The sequence below is a fragment of the Sphingobium sp. LMC3-1-1.1 genome (genome assembly GCF_040676285.1).
Classification (GTDB): domain Bacteria; phylum Pseudomonadota; class Alphaproteobacteria; order Sphingomonadales; family Sphingomonadaceae; genus Sphingobium.
Window position 1 is genome coordinate 1 of sequence record NZ_JBEGHQ010000013.1, and the last position, 19784, is coordinate 19784.

The following is a 19784-nucleotide window of genomic DNA, read 5'->3' on the forward strand; positions in this document are numbered from 1 at the left end:
ACAGGCGAGTGCTGGGCCGGGCGATCTTGCGCTGGTCGTTGCTCAGCGACGCCATCAGCGTCTGCTGGGAGGTCTGTGATTCCGAAATGATGCGCCGGGCATAGTCCTTGACATCGCTGCGTTGCGAGCGCGTCAGGCTGAGGCGGCTTGCCGCGATCTGGAACCCATTGGCATCGGAGGCGGCGGCGGAGAAAGCTGGGCCGTCGAGGCCGTGGATGGGAGCGGCGCCCACATTCATGCTCGAATAGCTGCCCGTGGTAGCCGGCGTCGTGGACTGGGCTGCCGCAATAGTCGCGGCGCCAAGTGCTGCCGTCCCGACGAGGACGGCGAAAACGTTATGTTTCATGGTGTTATTCCTTACAGACGCGGCATCCACAGGCTTTTGCCTGTGGGAAGTTGGCGTCTATTGTTGGGCTGGAAACGCACCATCCAGGATGGAAAGGCATCGCTTGGAGCATTCAGACAACGATCCGCACGTGACAATGTTACGGTCGGCAGATTTTATTTTTATTTTTCGCGCTAATATCATGAATAAGCGCCCAAACTATTTCATCTCGTCTGGTGTATCCAAAGTCTTTGGAACGCTTCTGCCAACTGAGGGGTTAGCAGATATTCCGGGCACGATGCGTCAATGCGGCCAAATCGTCTTCTGGATCGCAGGAGAACGGTTATGGGAATTATCATGTGGCTCGTCGTTGGCGGCGTTATCGGATGGCTTGCCAGCATCATCATGCGGACAGATGGTCAGCAGGGCATCATCCTCAATATCGTGGTCGGCATTATCGGCTCCTTCATCGGCGGCCTGATCCTCTCCCGAGGTGACATCAACAACGCCCCGCTTACGGTCATGACATTCCTGGTATCGCTAGTTGGTGCGATCATCTTGCTTGCGATCGTAAATCTCGTTCGTCGAAGCTCAATACGCTGACATTCTGCCGCATACAGCACCCCCGGCCATTGGCTCCCGCACCGTTAGTATCACGCCACATGTTCTGTACGATTGAGAGTTGCAACAGCTGTGCTTGATTAGCCGTGGCCTGCTCGCAAGCTCACATGAATGTAAGGCGAATGTCCGGTTGCGGAGAAACCGGCCACTCGCGCGGCTAGCTTGGACCGGCGGTTCCTGGTCGATTGCTGCGCTTCAGTTTCGGTAAAAGGCACGGCAAGGGCCGCCAACAAACGAGACGTTCAGCGGCCCGGCCCGGGGCGTCGGAACCAGTCGTTCATTCATTCGCGAAATCGGAGTTTCCGCCATTGCAAAAACAGTCTCGACCAGCTTAGCCATGGTCATGCTGATGGATACCGATCTCGATCATCTCACCCTCCACGAACATGGTGCCGCGTTGTTTAGGGGCGCGGTTCTGCCCCATCTGAGTGACTTGGAGGCCATCCTAGCTTCACTCCCGGTAGAGCAAGCAGGTGTACGGATCAGTGGATTTTCGGCTCTGGAAACCTACGTTGCGCCACATGGGCCGATTGGGCTTGTGGCACGCCAGGCTTTAGGGGGCATGGGCAAGGCGGTCCGCGCTATCCTGTTCGACAAAACGGAGAGCACGAATTGGTCCCTCGCATGGCACCAAGATCGGACGATTTGCGTCCAGCATCAGGCGGATGTTGAAGACTATGGCCCATGGTCGATTAAGGCTGGCCTGTATCATGTGGCACCGCCATTCGACCTCTTGGCGGGAATGGTCACGCTGCGCGTACATCTAGACGATGTGCCTTCCACGAATGCTCCGCTGCTGATCGCTCCCGGTTCCCATAAGCTAGGGCGTGTACCGGCGGATCAAGTCAAAACAGCGGCCCGGCGCTGTGGCACGATCGCATGCACCGCTTTGGCTGGCGACATCTGGGCCTATTCCACGCCGATCCTCCATGCCTCTGAGGCTGCCGCCAGGCCAGGGCGGCGGCGTGTACTGCAGATCGATTTCAGCACTCAAGAGCTGCCGGAAGGCCTCGCCTGGCTGGGGGTCACATGACTCTCGATCGGCGCTGGCGATCGTGCTAACCGCCACTGCCCACAACAACAGGAGGCCACGATGACAATCAATCGCGACCCATTCGACCTGCCCTGCTTTCGAGCGCACTTCTAAGCGCCGCAAGGGCTATCCGTCCGAAACGCACGTAAAGCGTGGCTTGCGCTTTGTGCATGGTGACAAGGAACTGATCGAGAAGCTCGGACGCAACGATCCTTGCCCGTGTGGCTCGGGCCTCAGATTTCAAGCGGTGCTGTCTGGAGACGGGCTGCTTTCGATGGCACCGAACGCCATGATTATTGGCGAGATTGATCCAGCCGGGGCTGGCGAAAGCCAGCCCCGCATCCGGCTCCGCCAACATTTCGGACGTTCATCGGCTATCATCGTCTGCCTGAAAGCGCCATACGTTCACAACTACGCTTCTGTATGGCCAGTGCTATCAAGCGCTACAGCGTTGCCAGTAGATGGGGGGCAAAAATGACATATATGGACGGACTGACTGTCGCTGCAAACTGGGCAACAATACTTACCGCAGCCATTGCAAGCGCGGCATATAGCCGCTTCGTTTGGGGGCAGTGGCAAAGGCGAAACTCGCTAGAAACCTACCTTCGCGAGGAGAAGTTGAGCCGGCGCGATGAGGGAAGGCGAAGCGTCATCCACCTGATGGCCAATTTGGCTATGACTGAAGCAGAGATCCTCGCAGCTGCCTTTCAGAGTAAACGCATCACGACCGTTCCTGGTATCGATGACAACGGGAGGGCTAGCAGGCTCCTGTTTGAATATGATGGCGATGATGTGCCCGCACCGCAGAAATTTTAGAGTCCTCCATGAGGAGAAACCCCTCCGACTTCAGTCGGATGCTGGCTTCAGCCACGGACTCGGCCAGTAGCCTGTACCCTCGGAGAAAAATGAACACTCGCCCTTCGGGCTGTTCATTTTTCTCCGAGGGTACAGGCTATGGGCTACAGCAGCGGTTGTCACACGACATTTCATCATCGCTACCATCTGGTCTGGGCACCGAAATATCGGTTCAAGGTACTCCATGGCGAGGTGCGTCTACGCGTGCGCGAGATCATCCGACAGGTCTGCGCCGAAATGGGGGTGACGATCGTTCATGGCGTGCTCTCGCGCGATCATATCCATATGTTCGTCGAGATACCGCCCCACGTCTCGGTCAGTGACTTCGTTCGCCGTGCAAAGGGGCGGTCATCGCGCAAAATCCAGCAGGAGTTCGAGCATATCCGTAAGCGCTATTGGGGTCAGCGCTTCTGGCAGCGTGGCTACTTCTCGACCACGTCCGGCAACATCACCGATGACGCCATCCTGCGGTACCTCAACAGACATGGCCACAAAAACGGCTTCAGCCCCTCGCCATGATCCTACCGGCGTCAGCCGGTCAGTCATTCAGCTGTCCGACGGTCATGCGTGGGCAATGATGGAGAATTTCGCCAATTAAACGGTCACTTACGCGCTTGGCCCGGTCGTTGTAAGCTGCCCTTCGTTCATCTGCGCTTGCAGATAAACAAGTGGGAACTTGAGGAATTGCATGCCAGGCTTTCTCATCTGCAAATGTGAGCCATGCGATGCGCTAATAGTCGCCGAACTCGTTGATGCCTCGCCGCCCCATTGTCCCGGGTGTGGTGCAGGGCAGATGCTCTTACTGAACAAGGCACGGTACTGAAGGGTGCCGCATGGCGCGCCGGTGAAAGCAAGACGAAAGGACGCTTGTTGAACGTGCGGATTGCCTACACGCCTCAGCGGAATCGAGGTGGAGCGCTCGCTCGGCATGAGAGGATCATCGACCGTCACGGTGATCGATATTTCGAGAAAGTGACATTGTGCGACATCGGGCTTACCGTTCACCTTAACGAAGAGCCGCTCACTCAGCATAGGGGCCACGGGTCAGATCGGCAGGGTTCGACCAAGCCGTAGCCGCCCGGAGTATGGCGTCGGCCGCCAACATAGCCGCCGTTTCGGTGATCCGCCTACGGTCCTACAAGGCGCCATTCGTTCATCCTCCAAACCAATGGCGGCTATCCCAGAGCCCAGATACTTGTTGCTGCCAACAGGCCTCATCGCAGACGATCGTCGCGACCACCTCACCCCGCAGGTCGAGTTCAAATAACTTGGGGCGTCGCCCGGAGGCTGATTAAACTGCGACGGCCTGTTGTACTCGACCATCTTGCCCGAAGATCCTCAGGTAGCGCTCGATTTCAGCAGGATCGCCGGTCGCCTTGGAAGGATTGTCGGAGAGCTTCACGGCAGGACGCCCGTTGGCGCTAGTCACCTTGGCCACGAGCGAGATCGACCGCAGCTCGTGCCTGCCATCGGGATCGCAGCCTCGAAAGTCGTTGGTGAGGTTGGTGCCCCAGCCGAAGCTCATCCGCACCCGACCATGGAAGTGACGATACGTCGCTTCGATGCTGTCGACATCCATCCCATCGGAGAAGATCAGCAGCTTGGTGCGAGGATCGCGGCCATGCGCCTCCCACCAGGCAATGATCTGCTCGCCGCCCCGGATCGGGGGCATGGAGTCCGGACGGAAGCCGGTCCAGTCGGCGAGCCAATCGGGGGCGTCGCGCAGAAACGCGGTAGTGCCGAAAGCATCCGGGAGCGCGATAAGCAGGTTACCGTCATAGTGTGCCTGCCATTCCTCTAGCATCCGATAGGGCGAGGCCGCGACGCCGGCATCATCATCGGCGAGAGCCGCCAGCACCATTGGCAGCTCGTGGGCGTTGGTGCCGATCGCCTCTAGGTCATTGTCCATCGCTAGCAACACGTTCGAGCTGCCGATGAAGCGCGTGCCCAAACCCTCCTTGAGCGCTTCAACGCACCAGCGTTGCCAGAGGAAGCTGTGGCGGCGGCGGGTGCCGAAATCTGAAATCACCAGGTCAGGAAGCTGGCGCATCCGTTCCACCTTTTCCCAGAGCTTGGCCTTGGCGCGGGCGTAGAGCACGTCGAGCTCGAAGCGGCCCTTACCCCTGAGCGCGACACGCGAACGTAGCTCGTTGACGATGGCAAGCGCCGGGATCTCCCACATCGTCGTATGCGTCCACGGCCCCTCGAACTGCAGTTCGAACTGGCCGTCGACCTTGCGCAACTCATAGTCGGGCAGCTGGAAATCGGCCAGCCATCCGATGAAATCGGGCGCGAACATGCGCTGCTTGCCGTAGAAGCTGTTGCCCGCGAGCCAGATCAGCTCCTTCTTTGAGAAGCGGACCGTACGCGCATGGTCAAGTTGCTCGCGCAGCTCCGTCTCGTCGATCACGTCCGCCAATCGCACCGACTTGCTGCGATTGATCAGCGAGAAGGTCGCCTGCACGTCTGGATGCAGATGCCGGATCATCTGCAGCATCAGCAGCTTGTAGAAGTCGGTGTCGAGCAGGCTTCGCACGACCGGATCGAGCCGCCAGCCATGATTATAGACACGAGTCGCGATATCGGTGACGGGCATGGTCGATCCTAGCCAGTTACGAGGTGAAGAGCATGGGCAGCGAGAGCCACGGATACGCGGCGGCCCCAGTCGAACACCAGAAAGTCCTGTTCCATGCCGTCCGCAAAGATCACGCCGCCATCGTTCATCCGCAAGGTGACCTCGATCATTTCGCCGGGGAGCTTGCCTGCTGCGCGATGAAACCGAAATTGCGGACGTGCGCGATCATTGTTCCCCTTTTGCTTGACGGTAGCAATAGAGTTCGGCCGGACGGAACGACGCGCCGGTTTCGCGCTCGCCCGTCGCTTCCAGCCAGCCGCGGTCGAGCATGCGGCGACGGAAGGCAGGCTTGTTGAGCTTGGTGTCGAGGATGGCTTCGTAGATGTCCTGCAAAGCGCGCAACGTGAAACGCTCGGGCAGGAGCGCGAAGGCGATCCCGGAATAGTCGAGCTTCCCGCGCAGGCGCTGCACCGCGAGGCTGAGCATCTCACCGTGATCGAACGCCAGTTGCAGCGGATCGCCGTCACCGATACGCGCCTCGATGGGGCCGCCTATCTCGCCGGGCCATGGTACGTTGAGTTCTGCGAGCGCCAGCTCCGGGGCGGACTTCAACGCGGCCGCGAAGCGGTCCGCCGGGAGGAGCGCGAAATAGGCCACGCTGATGATCCGCGTCCGCGGGTCACGATCGACTGCCCCGAACGTGTAGAGCTGCTCGACATAGGCATCCGACATCCGCGCCTTCTCGACAAGGATACGATGCGCCGCTTCGTCGAGGCTCTCACCGATCCCGACAAAGCCGCCGGGCAGCGCCCATGCCCCCGCAAACGGGTGTTGGTCGCGTCGCGTGAGCAACACGGCAGGCGCGCCATCGACCACGCTCATCAAGATCAGATCTACCGCGACTGACGGGCGTTCATACGCCGCAGGATCGTAGTTTTCGAGAAAGGCAGCTTCGTCCATTGCTCCACCTTATATGCGTTATGCGCTTTACTTATGTGCGAAGTGCACATATGTCAAATGCCAAGGAGATGAGCCATGAAGCGTTTCGTGATCGTCGTGGACATGCAGCGGGATTTCGTGGCCGCCGACGGGGCACTGCCGGTGGGTGGAGCGGAGGCGATCGTACAACCAATGAAAGCATGGCTCGCGGGCCTACGTTCCGAAGACGTGGCTGGCGTGCTCTTCACTGCGGACACGCACCTGCCTGCTATCTATGCAGCCTCGACAGAGGCCGAAGAGTTTCCACCACATTGCGAGAAGGGCACGCCGGGATGGAAGAATGTGCTCGATCCAGACGCGATCGATCCTGCCATGCCGGTCTATCGCCTCGAAAAGGGCATGTTTGACATGTGGGCCGAGCCCGACCTCACGATTGCGGTGGTCGCCACAGGTGAGCAGATTGCGCGGGACGCCTTCTTTGCGGAGCTGAAGGCGCGGGGCGTCAACGAAGTGACGGTGATCGGCGTCGCTGCCGACTATTGCATACGCTGGGCAATCGAGGGCCTCCTCGCACGTGGATTCCCGGTCGAAGTGCCGACGCGACTTACCCGCGGTATCAGGCGACCGATCGAACAAGTCATCGCCGATGATTTTGCGGGCGCGCCGGTTCGGTTGGAGGCGGCGGCATGATTGTCCTGTGGCGCGTCTCTAATCACTGCAATCTGGCGTGTCCCTTCTGCGCCTATGACAAGCGCCTGAGCTTACCGCGGGAAGAGGCGAATCCGAAGCAGGTGGCGCGGCTCATCGACCTGCTCGGTGCGTGGCGGAGCGAAACCGGACGTCCGGTGCTGTTGAGCTGGCTCGGCGGCGAGCCGTTGTTGTGGGCGCCGCGTGCCGAGCTGGACAAGCACGCGGCCAGCCAAGGCATTGGACTTAGCCTGACCACCAACGGGACCCGCTTGGGTGCGCCGCGCGTGCGAGCGGAGCTTGTGCAGCGCTACAGGGAGGTCACGATTAGTATCGATGGCATGCCCAGCTTCCATGATGCCATGCGCGGCTGGCGCGGCGCATTCGACAAGCTCGCGCAGAGCGTCCCGGCGCTGACAGGTGAGCGGGACGCCGCGGGCGCGGGGCTCAAAGTGCGCGCCAACATCGTGCTGATGCGCGACAACATCGATGGTTTTGCCACATTGTGCCGAATACTCGCAGGCTGGGGAGTCGACGAAATCAGCTTCAATCAGTTGGGCGGGCGCGATAGACCCGAATTCTATCCCAACCATCGCCTACGCCCCGACGATGTCGCGCAACTGGTGGCTGAGGTGCCCCGGCTGCGCATCGAGCTCGGCCAGATGGGAACAACGTTGGTCGGCGGGACTGCTTATCTGGAGCGGTTCGCCGACACGGTCGCGGGGCGACCACTGTCCGTCGCCGATTGCCGGGTAGCAGAAACCTTCCTGTTTATAGACGAAGCCGGCCGCATCGCGCCATGTAGCTTTGCGCCAGAGCATTTCGGCGTTTCAGTTGATGATCTTCGTAGTGTCGCGGATCTTCAGGCTCTGCCGCGCCAATTGCAGTTGCACCAGCGCGTGCGGCCGGCTCGCGACTGCGCCGATTGCCCCAGTACCCAGCAGTTTGCCAAGTTCGAACCGCTGCTAGCATGAATCCGTCCGGGCGAACTCATTTGACTGCAAGCGCCGACTTAGCCGACCTTCAAGCCCTAGAACACGCTCCCTAATAGCGGTCTTTCCTTCACCCGACGATTGAGCGAGAAAGTTCAGCCAATGCGGCAGTGTCTAACCGCGCTGAAAGCGCATCTTGCTGCAGTAATGCCTCGGTCAGATGGGGATGGAACTTTTCAAATACCAAGTTCGGCGAATGCGTGAAAAGATTCACGGCCTCGCCGCTGGCAAGTGCTGCTAGCGCATCGATTAGCGGTGGCGTGCCGTCTTTCCCGAAAACCTCAAGGAAGCCGTCATGCCTTTGCACTGTAAATCCAGCTGCGCGCAGGGCCAGGGCAAGCGTTGTGGTTCGAATTGAACCCGTTCTCGTGGCGAGGATCGCGGCATTTTCTCCCAGCTGCGCGATACGACCGGGACCGAACTGCAATTGTGCGTAGTGACTTCGGGCTTCCTCAAGCAATTCCAGCGCGGTCGCATCCATGTAGATCGGACGATTTTGGTTCTCGAGGATGTCAAGCATGCGTTCGATCACCCGATCATGGATATTGCCCGGGTCGCCTCCGAAGAGCGGAGGAACACCCGCCTTGGCGGGCGAAACCATGATGACGCGATCGCGATCATGAACTTCAAGCACGAGCCATCGCCGGCCCGAGAAGATTAGAAGCATCCCCGGAGCAATCAGATTGTCGATCGGCAGGGTGCCCAGTTCCTTGCCTCCGCATATCAGCCGGTACTCCTCGGGCGTCTGGAAGACCGCATAGAAGCTATAATGCTCGACGAGCTTTTCGCCCATCGCCCCAAGGAGCAGTAGTCCGTCATCAGCCTGCTCGATGAGTGCCGTCTCCGGGTGCCCTAGCGCCCGGAGCACATCGAGAAAGAGCTGAGTATCGACTTGCCGAAACGGACCCTTCTGGCAGAGCATCCCGTATAGCTTCTGAGCGCGGATGCCGCCACGCTGCGCAATCACGGAGAGGATTTGATGGACAAGTGTCGAGAGGTGCAGCGCGCCGCGTTGCGGTGGTTCGCACCAGCCCTCGAGCAGCAGTTCGATCATTGCGACGGCCCGTACGAGGCCAAGTCGCAATCGGTCGGAAAAGTTGCTCGTCGGGGTGAGCTTCGCCTCAACAACATATTGCCTGAGAATGGCCGGTTTACCCGGACGCCGTCCAGACCGGCCCAGCCTCTGCCGGAGCGCGGCCACGCTGAAGGGGGCGCCGATCTGCCCGACACAGGTCACATCGCCAATGTCGATGCCAAGCTCGAGTGTCGAGGTACAGATCGCGGTGGTCGGCGCGCTGCCGTCCTTCAGGCGCCGCTCGACGAAATCTCGATGATCCCGAGACAGGCTTGCATGATGGGGATAGAATTCCTGAGGCAGACGATCTTTCTCGCACAACGTCCGCAATCGATCCGAATAGATCTCGACCGCCTGGCGCGCGCCCGCGAACACTAGGTTGTCGCTGCCCCGGAGGTGTCCGAAGAGATGGAGAGCGATGGCGTCTGTCGCCGATGGCCCTTCATCATCGTTGTCTCCGGTCACATAGCCGCGCAGCTGGAGCTGCAACTCCGCGCCCCCGCCTGCGGCAACCACTTCCCTCACTTCCCCGGGGCTATCGGGACGCAGGTACGCCTTTGCCAGCTCCATATCGCCGAGCGTAGCCGAGAGGCCGACGCGGCGGATCGGGCGGTTCAGTGACTGCTCAAGGCGTGCAAGCAGTGAGCGAATCTGAATCCCGCGCTCGCTGTCGAGCACGGAATGCAATTCATCGAGGATGACGGCGCGTGTCGCACCAAACAGCCGAGGCAGCTCCAGCCCTCGCCGAATGAAAAGAGCTTCGAGCGATTCCGGGGTGATCAGCAGAACCCCTCGCGGCCGCTTGATGGCTCGGGTCTTGACCGAGGCGGGCACATCGCCATGCCAGGGTATGACCGGCAGTTCGGCTTCGCGGCAGATATCGTCCAGCCGGCGCGCCTGATCGGTGATAAGCGCCTTCAAAGGCGCGACATAGAGAAGGTCGAAACCGGAAATTCCGGACGGATCATCGAGGATCTGGGACAGCAGCGGCAGAAACGCGGCTTCGGTCTTTCCTCCAGCCGTGCTCGCGGCAACGATCAGGTCGGCATCGCTGTCCATGAGCACATGCGTCGCACGCGCCTGGATATCGCGCAGTTCCCGCCAGCCCTGCGCGCGAACCCATTTCTGGATCGGCCGGGCGAGCTTGTCGAAGGCCGTGCTCACAGGCGGAAGCTGGCGAGCTCTTCTGTTTCCGGATCCGCGCCGACCGTCTCGTCGACATCGCTCATGTCGTCACCGTCATCTTCGGCGACGTCGAGTTTGTCGATGAGATCGGACCATTCGACACCGGGGTTCTGATCTAGAACCGCCAGGAGATTCACGAAAGCGGTGACCGTGTTGCGCGGGGTCCGGAAATAGGCTTCGCCGATCCTGTCCGAACAATGGACCATGAAGGCTTCAAGGGCATCGTCCGGTAGCGTAGGGTTGTCGCCCTGCATGACGGCGCGGATATTCGCCAGGAGGACGAACAGATCCTCGGGCGTCAGGCTCGCAAGCCGAATGACCGGTCCGGAGAGATCGACGAGGCCCTCGCGCGCGAAGCTGTTCTCGGCCAGACGCGATTGCAGCGCTTCGTAGCTGTAGAGGCCCCGGCGCGTATTCATCAGGAACTCGGGCGTTCCTCCCATAAGGAAGCCCAGATTTTCCGCGCTGCCCTGCAGGACGTCGTTCAGGATGCGCAGGATCTGCTCATAATTGGCGTTGCGGGCCTGCGATGAGGTCAATTTGTAAAGGTTGACCATCTCATCAAAGCCGACGAGCAGGCCCTTGTAGCCCGCTTCGCACACGAATGCCGACATCAGCTTCAGATGATCATAGACGCTCGCATCATCGATGATCGTGCGGACTCCGAGCGCCTTGCGAGCATCGGTCCTCGTGGCAAACTCGCCGCGCAGCCAGCGGATCGCCGCCGACTTGAGCTCCTCGTCGCCCGTTTCATGGCCCTCCCAATATCGGCGAATGACCTGCGCGAAGTCAAAGCCCCCGGTCAGTTCCTCGAAATGCGCGAGGCGCTGGCGAATGATTTCGGCGGTCGGCTGGTCTTTTGTCTCGGCATCATGTTGGGCTTGGCTGACGAACCGCTCAACGACATTGGCAAGCGCGCCGCCATCGGGCTTAGTTCGCGTCGCAAGGTTGCGCGCCATTTCGGCATAGAGACTCCGTGCCTGCCCACCGGTCGCGTGAATTCTCCGGTCCGGAGCAAGATCGGCAAACATCACCACCAGGCCCTTTTCCAGCGCGACGAGGCGGATGAGGTTCATGAAGAAGGTCTTGCCCGACCCATATTCGCCGATGATGAACCGGATCGCGGAACCGCCATCGGCGATCCGGTCCATGTCCTTGACGAGTTCCTCGATCTCGCGGGCGCGGCCGACCTGGATATGACGAAGCCCGAGCTTCGGCACGACACCGGCACGCAATGCCTGGACGATCGCGTCACTCTCGCGCGGCTTCAATTTCGACATCAATTATCCCCCTTCGCCCTTTCGGTGCGCAATGCATCCGCGATATCCTGTGACACGTCATAGCCATCATATTCGTCAAGCAGGGCTTCATCGAATTTTTCGAAAGCCCATTCGTTTATGGCCTCCAGAGCACCCGATGGCAGTAGGCCCTGCTTACCGGCAATGTCCGCGAATTCCTGTTGGGTCCAATGCTCGCGCTGGGCGAGAAGATCGACCAGTGCAGCGTGTCTGTGGTCGAGACCCGCCAGGGACGATGACAGTGCGTGTGTGTGAGGCGCCTCGTCGCTAGCGTCGTCGTCCGCCGCGAATATCTCGCCCAGAACGTTCGAAACGCGCTCGGTATCACTCCGGATCGCCGCGATGCGTGCCGCATCAAGCGCGGTGCTCCGGACATTCGGCTCGGCCGGAATTTGCTCGCCTGGTGCCTCTGCTTCGGCTGCCCTGACCCGCACCGGCCCATCGGACACGTCGCCGGCATGAAGGTCCGCGTATACGAGACCGGCATCGATCCCCAATGCCTTGTAGATCTTCTCGATGCAGGCCACCTCCTCGGACTGTATTACGCTATCGGCATGGGCGATCACGACAACCGCCGCACGCAGCGCGAGATGGTGTTCCGCATCCACCTCCTTCAACCTGCTGCGCAGCCATGACATGTCGGGCGGAACCTCCAGATACCATTTCAGATTGGCATGGAGACGCTTTCGCTCGAGTTCTGTGAGGCCCCCGGTCGCATCGACCTTGTCCCGGAGCGCCCGGTGTTCCGCCTCGACGATCTTGCTATCCGAATGCGCGACGAAGGTCGCCAGCGCCAGCTCGAACAATGCCGTCTTGTATGCCGGCGAGACGACTTCCAGCTGCTCAACCGTTTCGCCCAGATCGAAAATGACGACTGGATCGTCAATTCGAGGTCCACGCAGCGAAAATCTTGGATCAGGCGCCATGCCGAAGCCGATGCGGGCGAGCGCATCGGCCGCTCCGGCCAACTGGCGCTTGCCGATCTTGCCGGGGGCATTGCCTTCCAGGCGGGTGACGAGCTCGAGGGCCTGAATGAACCCGCCTCCCTCCACATGTCCACGCGCCCATTCCCTGAGGCCCTCCAATTCGGCGGAAGGAAAAAGATTCCACAATTCGGCGGGGAGCAGGGCCTGGGCCTCGATCGATCCTCTGCCGTCGGCGTTGCGCCCAAGATAGCGGCTGAACTTGTCGAGCTCGTCCATCGCTTCATCCGCGATGGTCTGCGCTTTCTGAACCGGTGACCGCAGGTCGGTGACATCGGGGACCGCGATATCCTTGCCTTCGCCCGCCGTGAGATTGACCGAGCAACTGAACTCGCTCGAAGCCGCGCGGTAATTCATCGCAAGCTTCTTGCGCGGCGTTCGGACCTTGAGGCCATCGGGATGGAGGGCATCGAACTTCAATTTGAAGAGTGCCTTGAACTCTTCGCGGCAGCGTTCAGCCGGCGTGCGAAGGCGGCGTTCCGGATGGCATAGCAGCCACAGATGCAGCCACTCCGCATCGAACGCCTTGCCCTCGGCGATCATTCCGCCGAGTGCGAATTTCAATGAGAAAGGTAGATCCCAGCTGCGATTGTCGAGAATGCTCTGCTTGAGTGCCGGATCATCGAGCGATAGCCCGCCCATCGCCACGATGCGGGCGATATCCAGAAATTCGCCGAGATATCTCTGCACGGAATAATTCTGCGCAAAGAGGGCCTTAAGTCGCTCGACCTCGGCCACGATTTCCAGCTTCTCATCTTCTGGTGGCTGGTCGACCAGAAACCGGCGCTCCAAGCCGTAGAAGAACAGGAACATGTAGCCCGGGTTGACGGTCCCATCGCGGCGACCTCCCGCCAGCCAATCGAGATAGGTGGCTCGGCAGACAGCCGGAATGCTCGAATATCCGGGCCAATAGGACATGCCGTCGCCATTCTTGTCGGAGCCGTATGACGCGACCGAGAGCGATGGATCGATATAGGTGCGGCATTTCTCGCCATAACCATGTGCGTTGAAATTGGGCGGTGTCCCAACATAGACCATCCCGTCGATCTCACGTCCGGCGATGGTCACGATCTGACCTTTCCGCTGCCATCCCTGGGCTTTGACAGAAGAGCTTGGTGGGCGGCTGGCTGGACGCTGTTCAGCGGGCTTGGCGACAATGGGCGGCGAAGGAGCGCGGGGTTCGCCCCCGAAAAGTTTTTGACGCAGATCTTCTATGCGTGATGGACGGGCAACTGCCGGATCTGTTCCTTGGTTCGCGACCGAGAGTTTGGTGGAGGGTGCGCCTTGCTGCGGCGCGCGGCCTTCCTTCTCCGCAGCGCGCCTTAGCGACGCGGCTTGGAGCGCCTCGCGGGCGACTCTGCCGACACGAACAAGCTCGGCATTATCCTGTTGAGACCGGTATGCTTGCGAGGATGCGGGGTCGATAGAACCATTAGGTTTCTTTTGAACCGCTGGTGATCGCGAGGCGATAGCTTGGATGCGGTCCGCGTTCTTTGGATCAAAAATGGAAGAAGCATCGCCAAAGAGCCGTTCCCTGAGCTCTCGGGTTCTGGACGATTTGGGATCATCGGACGATGCCGAGATGGGCGTCACCGGGACTCTGGGAGGGGCGCTGGCTTCGGCGCTGTCTGGGCGCGAGGGCATCGGCTCTTCCAATACATCTTTCGACAGGTGAGGATGCGTAACAGGTAAAATATCCCGCCATTCTGGAAGCGGGTCTGTCCTCGAATTTTGCGCATCAGCTTGTTCAGGGACAAGGCTGCGACGGGGGGCAGTAATGTTTTCCATAGGAGCAGTCCTGAGGGCAATCTTCGCCGCTCGACGCTTTTCGTACCAGATTATGAATACAACAGGCGCGAACAGGATGAAGAGCGCTTCGACTGCATCCGGAAGGCTGTCCAATAGGATCGCGGATATTATCGTACTGGCAATGAAGAAGGCAACATAGAGTCCGATGATGCGGATTATTTTCCAGATGGTCCCCATGTGGAAAGCCTGCCATTTTGCGGCTGATAGGTCACGCTGATTTTTGATCGCCGGGCGGAGGGAAATTGCGGCACGCTAGCGTTGCAAAGTCCGCGTTTCCGAAAGGGACATCGCCATTCAGCAGACCTCCGCCGATGGGCTCGGACGAGACTTGACTAGCCTTAGTCCCGTCCAGCCATGTCAGCCGGCAAACCGGGTCAAGCGATGTTTCACTTCATTCGCAGGAAGGCGGCAGCGCGGATGGGCGGACAGTTGGGTCAGGCCGCCATGCAACCGGTCGAATTGCACGTGGGCACCATCGGCCATCTGGTCGAAGATCCATAGAACCCCGTGCATGGCGATCTGTTCGGCAACGGCCAGTTCACGCAGGATCCCATCGCCGGTCAGCAGCGCCCATGTCCGCGACTCCGCAAGTGCGAAGGCAAAGGTGTCGGGCACTGAGAGTTTCTGATGCTGGCGATTGACGCCTGTCGCGCGCCGCAGTTCGGCTGCCGTGAGTTCCTCGACGCGCAAACCAAGCGCGATCAGCCGGTCTCCAAGTTCGCCCTCCAGCTCGCGGGCATAGAGCAAATCCGGCACGGCGAACTCGAACGGTAGCAGAAACATCTCGTCGAGAAGGCCTGCCCGTTCGAGGTCGATGATGACAGATGTGTCGGAGACGAGGACGGCCACGGATCAGGCCGCCACCTGATCCAGCCGGCGATCGAGTTCGCGCACCGAAATGCTGAGAAGTTCCGCTGCGCGAGACTCGCCGATCACGCCTTCAGCCAGAGCCCGATAGCAGAGCCGTTCGAAGCGCCGTGGCTCTTCCATTTCCGGTTTCATGCTTTCCGGCTCCTCGAAGGGCGCCTTCCGCCAACCACGCTCCGCAAATATCTTGAACAGACGAGCGCAAGCCGCCTGGTTGATGATGCCGAGATCCTTGCAGCGATAGGCCAGTGCCTGGATGCTCACCCCGAACAGCTTCTTAAGCGCCACGAGCTCGCCGATGCTGATCGAGGAACGATGGGCACCGACCTCGGCGCGCAGCACGTCCGCCGGCATCAGGAAGGCACCGGCAAAGCGATGTGCCGCCTTTTCCTCATTGACGCCGCCCGATGGAGCGATGACCATATGGCCCAGCTCATGGGCAAGATTGAAGCGCTTGCGCTCTGACCAGGAACTCCGCTTGATGACGATGACCCGCGCGGCATCGCTGCCCTTGCGTCGGACCTTGGCGGCAAGGCCATCGACATCGTCAAGATCGAGCGAAAGCACCTTGATGCCGCGCTCCTCAAGCAATTCGGCGAGGTGCGGAATGGGATCGTTGCCGAGACCCCAATCATCTCGAACCGAACGGGCTGCATCCTCGGCGTCGCGTATGTCGGCAACGGGATGCGGCGCGCTTCGCGGCTGCTCCCATTCGACGCTGCGCATCTGGAGCATGTCCTCGACGGCGAGATAGCGTTCGAGCATATGAATAGCGCGCGCTTCGAGCGTGGCCTCCTCACGAGAAGACGTTCCGACCTTCTTACGGAAGTCCACGCCTTCAAGCGAAAGCTCATCCTCGCTCAGCAGATACTCCTCCGATACCGCGAGTGCTTTCGCAAGCGCGATCAGCACGCGAGAACTCGGCATATCCTCGTTGCGCTCATATTTCCCGATGGCCTGGGCGGAGACGACGCCGCCCATGGCTTCGGCCAGAGCGCGCAGCGACAGGCCGGAAGCCGAGCGTGCGACCTTTAGCTTGTTTCCGATCATGATGGCCTCCTTGACGACCTCACAACAGGGCCGGTTTCCATAAGTGCTATATAGGAGCATTTTTGTAAACCAAAACCCCTTGAAATGCGGTAAACAGCCCCCAAATTTGAACGCATGCCGCTAAATCCAAGTTTTCTGTAAACCGAAATGGCGTCGCGCAACAGGGGCCGGGTTCTCACCGGCAGGGAATGTCTGATCGGAAAGGGTGGGCGATGGCTTTGAGTAACACGCAGCTGCGATACTATGACAGCAATGTACTGCGCTTGCCCGCGGACAAGCGGAAGGAATATCACGCACAGGTCGATCGGCTGATCACCGAGTTGTGCAAGAGCGTGCGGGACAAGACCGAAATCAAGATTACCAAGGTGGTGAAGGCAGGATCGTTCGCGAAATATACGATCCTGCGCAAGACCGTGTCCGACCCGGTCGACGTCGATGTGGTGTTCTACATCGCGGGCCGCGACGTGACGAAAGAAACCCTCGATACCCACCATGGTCATGGTGCGGGAAGGAGCCAGCCTACCGTTCGACATTACCACATTTTCCGGCCTTCACTGGAAGGCCAGCGGAAGTGCGGATGACCGCAAGCGGGCTTTCCGCGAGCATTGGAACGCGATCCGCAATCGTCCTTCTCTTGTACCGACGGAGCCCCTGATCTCATGAGCGACAAGCGCGAGATATTCGTCTCGGTCGACGTCGAAACGGCAGGACCGATCCCCGGCGAATTTAGCCTGCTCTCGATTGGCGCCTGCTCGGTTTTCGGGTCGGAGAAGAGCTTTGCCTGCGAATTGAAGCCAATCGGTGACAAGTTCGACCCCAAAGCGCTCGAAGTGACGGGCCTCTCGCTGGAGACGCTGGCGCAGACCGGGGACGATCCTCCCCTCGCCATGGAGAATTTTGAGCAATGGCTGGCCGAGCTTGCCGGCGATGATGGTGAGGTCGTGTTCGTCGGCTTCAACGCACCGTTCGACTGGTCATTCGTGAACTATTATTTCCATCGCTTTCTAGGACGGAACCCCTTTGGGTTTACGGCGCTCGACATCAAGGCGCTGTATATGGGAGCGACGGGATGCTCCTGGGCAGACACCCGCTCGAGCCGGATCGCGCAAAAGCTGGAGCCGACCCTTACCGGCACACACGATGCCCTGACCGATGCTCGTTATCAGGCGGAGATATTCCGGCTGATCCGGGCAAAGCTTGTGCCTCAAGGGGAATGAAATCCTGAGCTTAACCAAACACAATTCAAGCCAAGCATAAGTCAGGCTTCTTAGCATTGGTGTGCGCCACACTTGCCTGCCGCAACACCAAGTGCCGACCCCATTAGCTGAACGAAGGACGGCTCCACGAGGCCAGCGTCTGATTCCGGTCAGTCCCCATTGTCCAACAAAGCGGACATGATGACCGGCCCGTGCGCGGTAATGATATGTCCGCTGCTGGTGGGCGAAATTTGGCCGCTGAGCGGCGAGAAAGGGTCGTTTAACGAAGTTTGGTTCTGTTAGGCCTGGCATCGTCGATCAGGCGCGGAATTAAGGGGGACAGTTCGCGCGCCAGAAAGCCCGCCATAGCCACCTGACGTGACAGAACTTCGCCCGCCCGGCCATGCAACCAGCTTCCCCATCCGGCAGCCGTGAGTGGTGACGCGCCCTGCGCCGCCAGCCCGCCGATGATGCCCGCTAGCACGTCGCCTGATCCCCCAGTGGCTAGGCCCACGGTCCCGCCCCGATGTACGAATATTTCGCCTGACGGCTCTGCCAACAGGCTTTCCTGTCCCTTCAACAGGATGACCGCATTAAACCGCCTTGCGACATCACGCGCCACGCCTTCCAGGTCGGCCTTCACCGCTTCTACTTCCAGCCCGGACAGATGGGCCATCTCGCCATGATGTGGGGTCAGGATGACATGCCCATCATGCGCCGCGATAAGTTTCTCCAGATATCGCGCCGATGTCAGCGCCGCCGCGTCCAGCAAAATGGTGCGCGAAGCGTTGGGCGCGCTGAGGAGGTCCGCGACCAACTGGTCTGTCCGCTCCCCGATGCTCATGCCAGGGCCGAGGATCAGGGCGTCGCAGCGCAGAAAGCGTTCGCGTAGCACATCCGCCGCCTCCGCCGCGATCTCGCCTTTTTCGTCAGAAGGCAACGCAATCATAGCCGCTTCGGGGATTAGCACGCCCAGCGCCATCGCCACTGCCTGCACCGTCGCCATCTGCAGCTTGCCAGCACCGGTGCGCAGCGCTGCCTCGCCCGTCAGCCGCAGCGCGCCGGGCACAAACTCCGCCCCGCCGACCACCAGCACGCGGCCACGGCTGTCCTTGTCGGCCACAGTATCAAAGCCCGGCAAAGGATGAGCGGCGAGCCACGCTTCGTCGATTTCAATCACCCCCGCGCACCCGCGATGCGATCCGGTGCCTTGGTGACGGGCGTCGCTTCTTCCTCCATGGGCGCTGTGACATTGTAGCGTTGCAACACCAGCTTCCCTGCCTCCGCATTGAAACGATAATCGGTGATCGCGCAGTTGGCTACGTCGCCCTTGGCATCAATGGCGAGTATCTCCTGCTCGCCCAGATTTTCGATAATATAGCGTAAGCACAGTACCACGACCTGATGGGAGAAGATCATTACCCGTTTGCCCGCATAATGGAGCGAGATGGTGTCCATTACAGACCGCAACCGCAGGATCACGTCGCACCAGCTCTCCCCGCCCGGTGAGCGATGGTAAAATTTACCGAGCAACTGCCGCGACGCGGCCTGTTCGGGCTGGAGATGGCGGATGCCCGTGTGGGTCAGTCCATCCAGTATCCCAAACTCTTTCTCGCGCAGGCGCTCATCGAAGCAGATCTGCTCGTCTCGGGGCGCGCCGCCAACGTTCCGGAAGATATCGGCAGTCTGGCAGGCGCGGAGGTAAGGCGAGGATAGAATGACCTCCGGTCGGTCTTCCTTCGGCTGCTCTGCGAACCAGCGTCCCAGCGCCGCCGCTTGCTCCCGCCCGAGATCGCTGAGTGGCACATCGGCATCACGGATAGAGAGAAGGATGCGATCCTCCTGCGCCTCATGCGCAGCATCGCGCGCGACGTTCCCGGCGCTCTGCCCATGGCGGACGATGATCAGCTGGTTTGGCCAGCGGCCGGATCCACCCAAGGCATTCTCCTAAAAAAGCAGGCAATTCTTAGTAAGTGCTCGCCAGCCCCGGTAGTTCCCACAAATTAGCATGTGGAGCTTGGTACGGCGTCATCTGTCACGCGATGGTAGCAGGCATTAGAGAAGCGGACGTCGGCAACCCGCTCCCAAATTTCAAAGGCTTTTCCTCCGCTTTGGGTCGATTTCAACGTGACTGCTCGATGCTGTTGTTTGCCGCATATTCTCCGGTGACCCTTGCTTTTGTCCTCGATATTCCATATTTTGTGGACAGAAAGGTGGCCTGATGTCCAAGCCTATGACTTTGAATGTGCGCGTCAGCGGTGCTCTCAGTGACTTTGTCTCCGCTAATATCGGAG

At 60.0% G+C, this 19784-nt stretch carries 20 protein-coding genes; 9 read left to right on the forward strand and 11 right to left on the reverse strand.

Going from position 1 to position 19784, the window contains the following annotated elements:
- Positions 1-346 (reverse strand): DUF4142 domain-containing protein (locus MRBLMC3_RS13110; protein WP_363829462.1); only part of this gene is annotated, 346 nt, incomplete at its 3' end.
- Positions 347-670: 324 nt separating this feature from the next.
- Between MRBLMC3_RS13110 and MRBLMC3_RS13115 the strand changes: the two genes are divergently transcribed.
- From MRBLMC3_RS13115 to tnpA, 5 genes are all read left to right on the forward strand, one after another.
- A complete protein-coding gene (locus tag MRBLMC3_RS13115) occupies positions 671-928 on the forward strand; it encodes a GlsB/YeaQ/YmgE family stress response membrane protein (protein WP_363829464.1) in 258 nt (85 codons plus the stop codon).
- A 361-nt stretch (positions 929-1289) separates the two neighbouring features.
- Entirely contained in the window at positions 1290-1979 is a 690-nt protein-coding gene (locus tag MRBLMC3_RS13120) for a phytanoyl-CoA dioxygenase family protein (RefSeq protein WP_363829466.1), read from the forward strand.
- Between the two features lie 166 nt (positions 1980-2145).
- Positions 2146-2457, forward strand: a complete 312-nt coding sequence (locus tag MRBLMC3_RS13125; protein WP_363829505.1) for an SEC-C metal-binding domain-containing protein — start codon at positions 2146-2148, stop codon at positions 2455-2457.
- Positions 2454-2795, forward strand: a complete 342-nt coding sequence (locus tag MRBLMC3_RS13130) for a hypothetical protein (protein WP_363829469.1) — start codon at positions 2454-2456, stop codon at positions 2793-2795. Before MRBLMC3_RS13125 ends, MRBLMC3_RS13130 begins: the two co-directional genes overlap by 4 nt.
- A 138-nt stretch (positions 2796-2933) precedes the next feature.
- Complete coding sequence (gene tnpA / locus MRBLMC3_RS13135) at positions 2934-3353, forward strand: IS200/IS605 family transposase (protein WP_363829472.1); 420 nt, start codon at positions 2934-2936, stop codon at positions 3351-3353.
- Positions 3354-4125: 772 nt separating this feature from the next.
- Here the strand turns inward: tnpA and pncB are convergent.
- The 3 genes from pncB to MRBLMC3_RS13150 are packed head-to-tail and all read right to left on the reverse strand — an operon-like array spanning position 4126 to position 6369.
- Positions 4126-5430 carry a nicotinate phosphoribosyltransferase gene (gene pncB / locus MRBLMC3_RS13140; protein ID WP_363829475.1) on the reverse strand — a complete coding sequence of 435 codons (1305 nt, stop codon included), beginning with the start codon at positions 5428-5430 and terminating at the stop codon, positions 4126-4128.
- Between the two features lie 8 nt (positions 5431-5438).
- Positions 5439-5579, reverse strand: coding sequence for a hypothetical protein (locus MRBLMC3_RS13145; RefSeq protein ID WP_363737141.1), 141 nt, complete (start codon positions 5577-5579; stop codon positions 5439-5441).
- Between the two features lie 55 nt (positions 5580-5634).
- Positions 5635-6369 carry an NUDIX hydrolase gene (locus MRBLMC3_RS13150; RefSeq protein WP_363737142.1) on the reverse strand — a complete coding sequence of 245 codons (735 nt, stop codon included), beginning with the start codon at positions 6367-6369 and terminating at the stop codon, positions 5635-5637.
- 75 nt (positions 6370-6444) lie between these two features.
- Here MRBLMC3_RS13150 and MRBLMC3_RS13155 point away from each other — a divergent pair, with 75 nt between their 5' ends.
- Positions 6445-7038, forward strand: a complete 594-nt coding sequence (locus tag MRBLMC3_RS13155; RefSeq protein ID WP_363829478.1) for a cysteine hydrolase family protein — start codon at positions 6445-6447, stop codon at positions 7036-7038.
- The gene (locus MRBLMC3_RS13160) at positions 7035-8009 is read left to right on the forward strand and encodes a radical SAM protein (protein WP_363737144.1); all 975 of its coding nucleotides are present in this window, start codon (positions 7035-7037) and stop codon (positions 8007-8009) included. Before MRBLMC3_RS13155 ends, MRBLMC3_RS13160 begins: the two co-directional genes overlap by 4 nt.
- 88 nt (positions 8010-8097) lie before the next feature.
- On the opposite strand, the gene MRBLMC3_RS13165 is transcribed toward MRBLMC3_RS13160, so the two are convergent.
- From MRBLMC3_RS13165 to MRBLMC3_RS13185, 5 genes are all read right to left on the reverse strand, one after another.
- Positions 8098-10266 (reverse strand): DEAD/DEAH box helicase, encoded by a 2169-nt coding sequence (locus MRBLMC3_RS13165; RefSeq protein ID WP_363829481.1) that lies wholly within the window; start codon positions 10264-10266, stop codon positions 8098-8100.
- On the reverse strand, positions 10263-11567 hold the full coding sequence (locus MRBLMC3_RS13170; protein WP_363829483.1) for an ATP-binding protein: 1305 nt from the start codon (positions 11565-11567) through the stop codon (positions 10263-10265). Before MRBLMC3_RS13170 ends, MRBLMC3_RS13165 begins: the two co-directional genes overlap by 4 nt.
- A complete protein-coding gene (locus MRBLMC3_RS13175) occupies positions 11567-14554 on the reverse strand; it encodes a TerB N-terminal domain-containing protein (protein ID WP_363829486.1) in 2988 nt (995 codons plus the stop codon). Before MRBLMC3_RS13175 ends, MRBLMC3_RS13170 begins: the two co-directional genes overlap by 1 nt.
- 180 nt (positions 14555-14734) lie before the next feature.
- Entirely contained in the window at positions 14735-15226 is a 492-nt protein-coding gene (locus tag MRBLMC3_RS13180; protein ID WP_363829489.1) for a hypothetical protein, read from the reverse strand.
- 3 nt (positions 15227-15229) lie between these two features.
- Entirely contained in the window at positions 15230-16294 is a 1065-nt protein-coding gene (locus tag MRBLMC3_RS13185; RefSeq protein WP_363829491.1) for a helix-turn-helix domain-containing protein, read from the reverse strand.
- A 218-nt stretch (positions 16295-16512) separates the two neighbouring features.
- On the opposite strand from MRBLMC3_RS13185, the gene MRBLMC3_RS13190 reads away from it, so the two are divergent.
- A complete protein-coding gene (locus tag MRBLMC3_RS13190) occupies positions 16513-16875 on the forward strand; it encodes a hypothetical protein (RefSeq protein WP_363829494.1) in 363 nt (120 codons plus the stop codon).
- Positions 16876-16899: 24 nt separating this feature from the next.
- Complete coding sequence (locus tag MRBLMC3_RS13195; RefSeq protein ID WP_363829497.1) at positions 16900-17511, forward strand: 3'-5' exonuclease; 612 nt, start codon at positions 16900-16902, stop codon at positions 17509-17511.
- Positions 17512-17770: 259 nt separating this feature from the next.
- Here MRBLMC3_RS13195 and MRBLMC3_RS13200 read toward each other — a convergent pair whose 3' ends face one another.
- Both MRBLMC3_RS13200 and MRBLMC3_RS13205 read right to left on the reverse strand, forming a co-directional pair.
- Positions 17771-18670: an NAD(P)H-hydrate dehydratase gene (locus MRBLMC3_RS13200; RefSeq protein WP_363829500.1), complete on the reverse strand. Its 900-nt coding sequence runs from the start codon at positions 18668-18670 to the stop codon at positions 17771-17773.
- Positions 18667-19428, reverse strand: a complete 762-nt coding sequence (locus tag MRBLMC3_RS13205) for a histidine phosphatase family protein (protein ID WP_363829502.1) — start codon at positions 19426-19428, stop codon at positions 18667-18669. Before MRBLMC3_RS13205 ends, MRBLMC3_RS13200 begins: the two co-directional genes overlap by 4 nt.
- Positions 19429-19784: the final 356 nt, after the last annotated feature.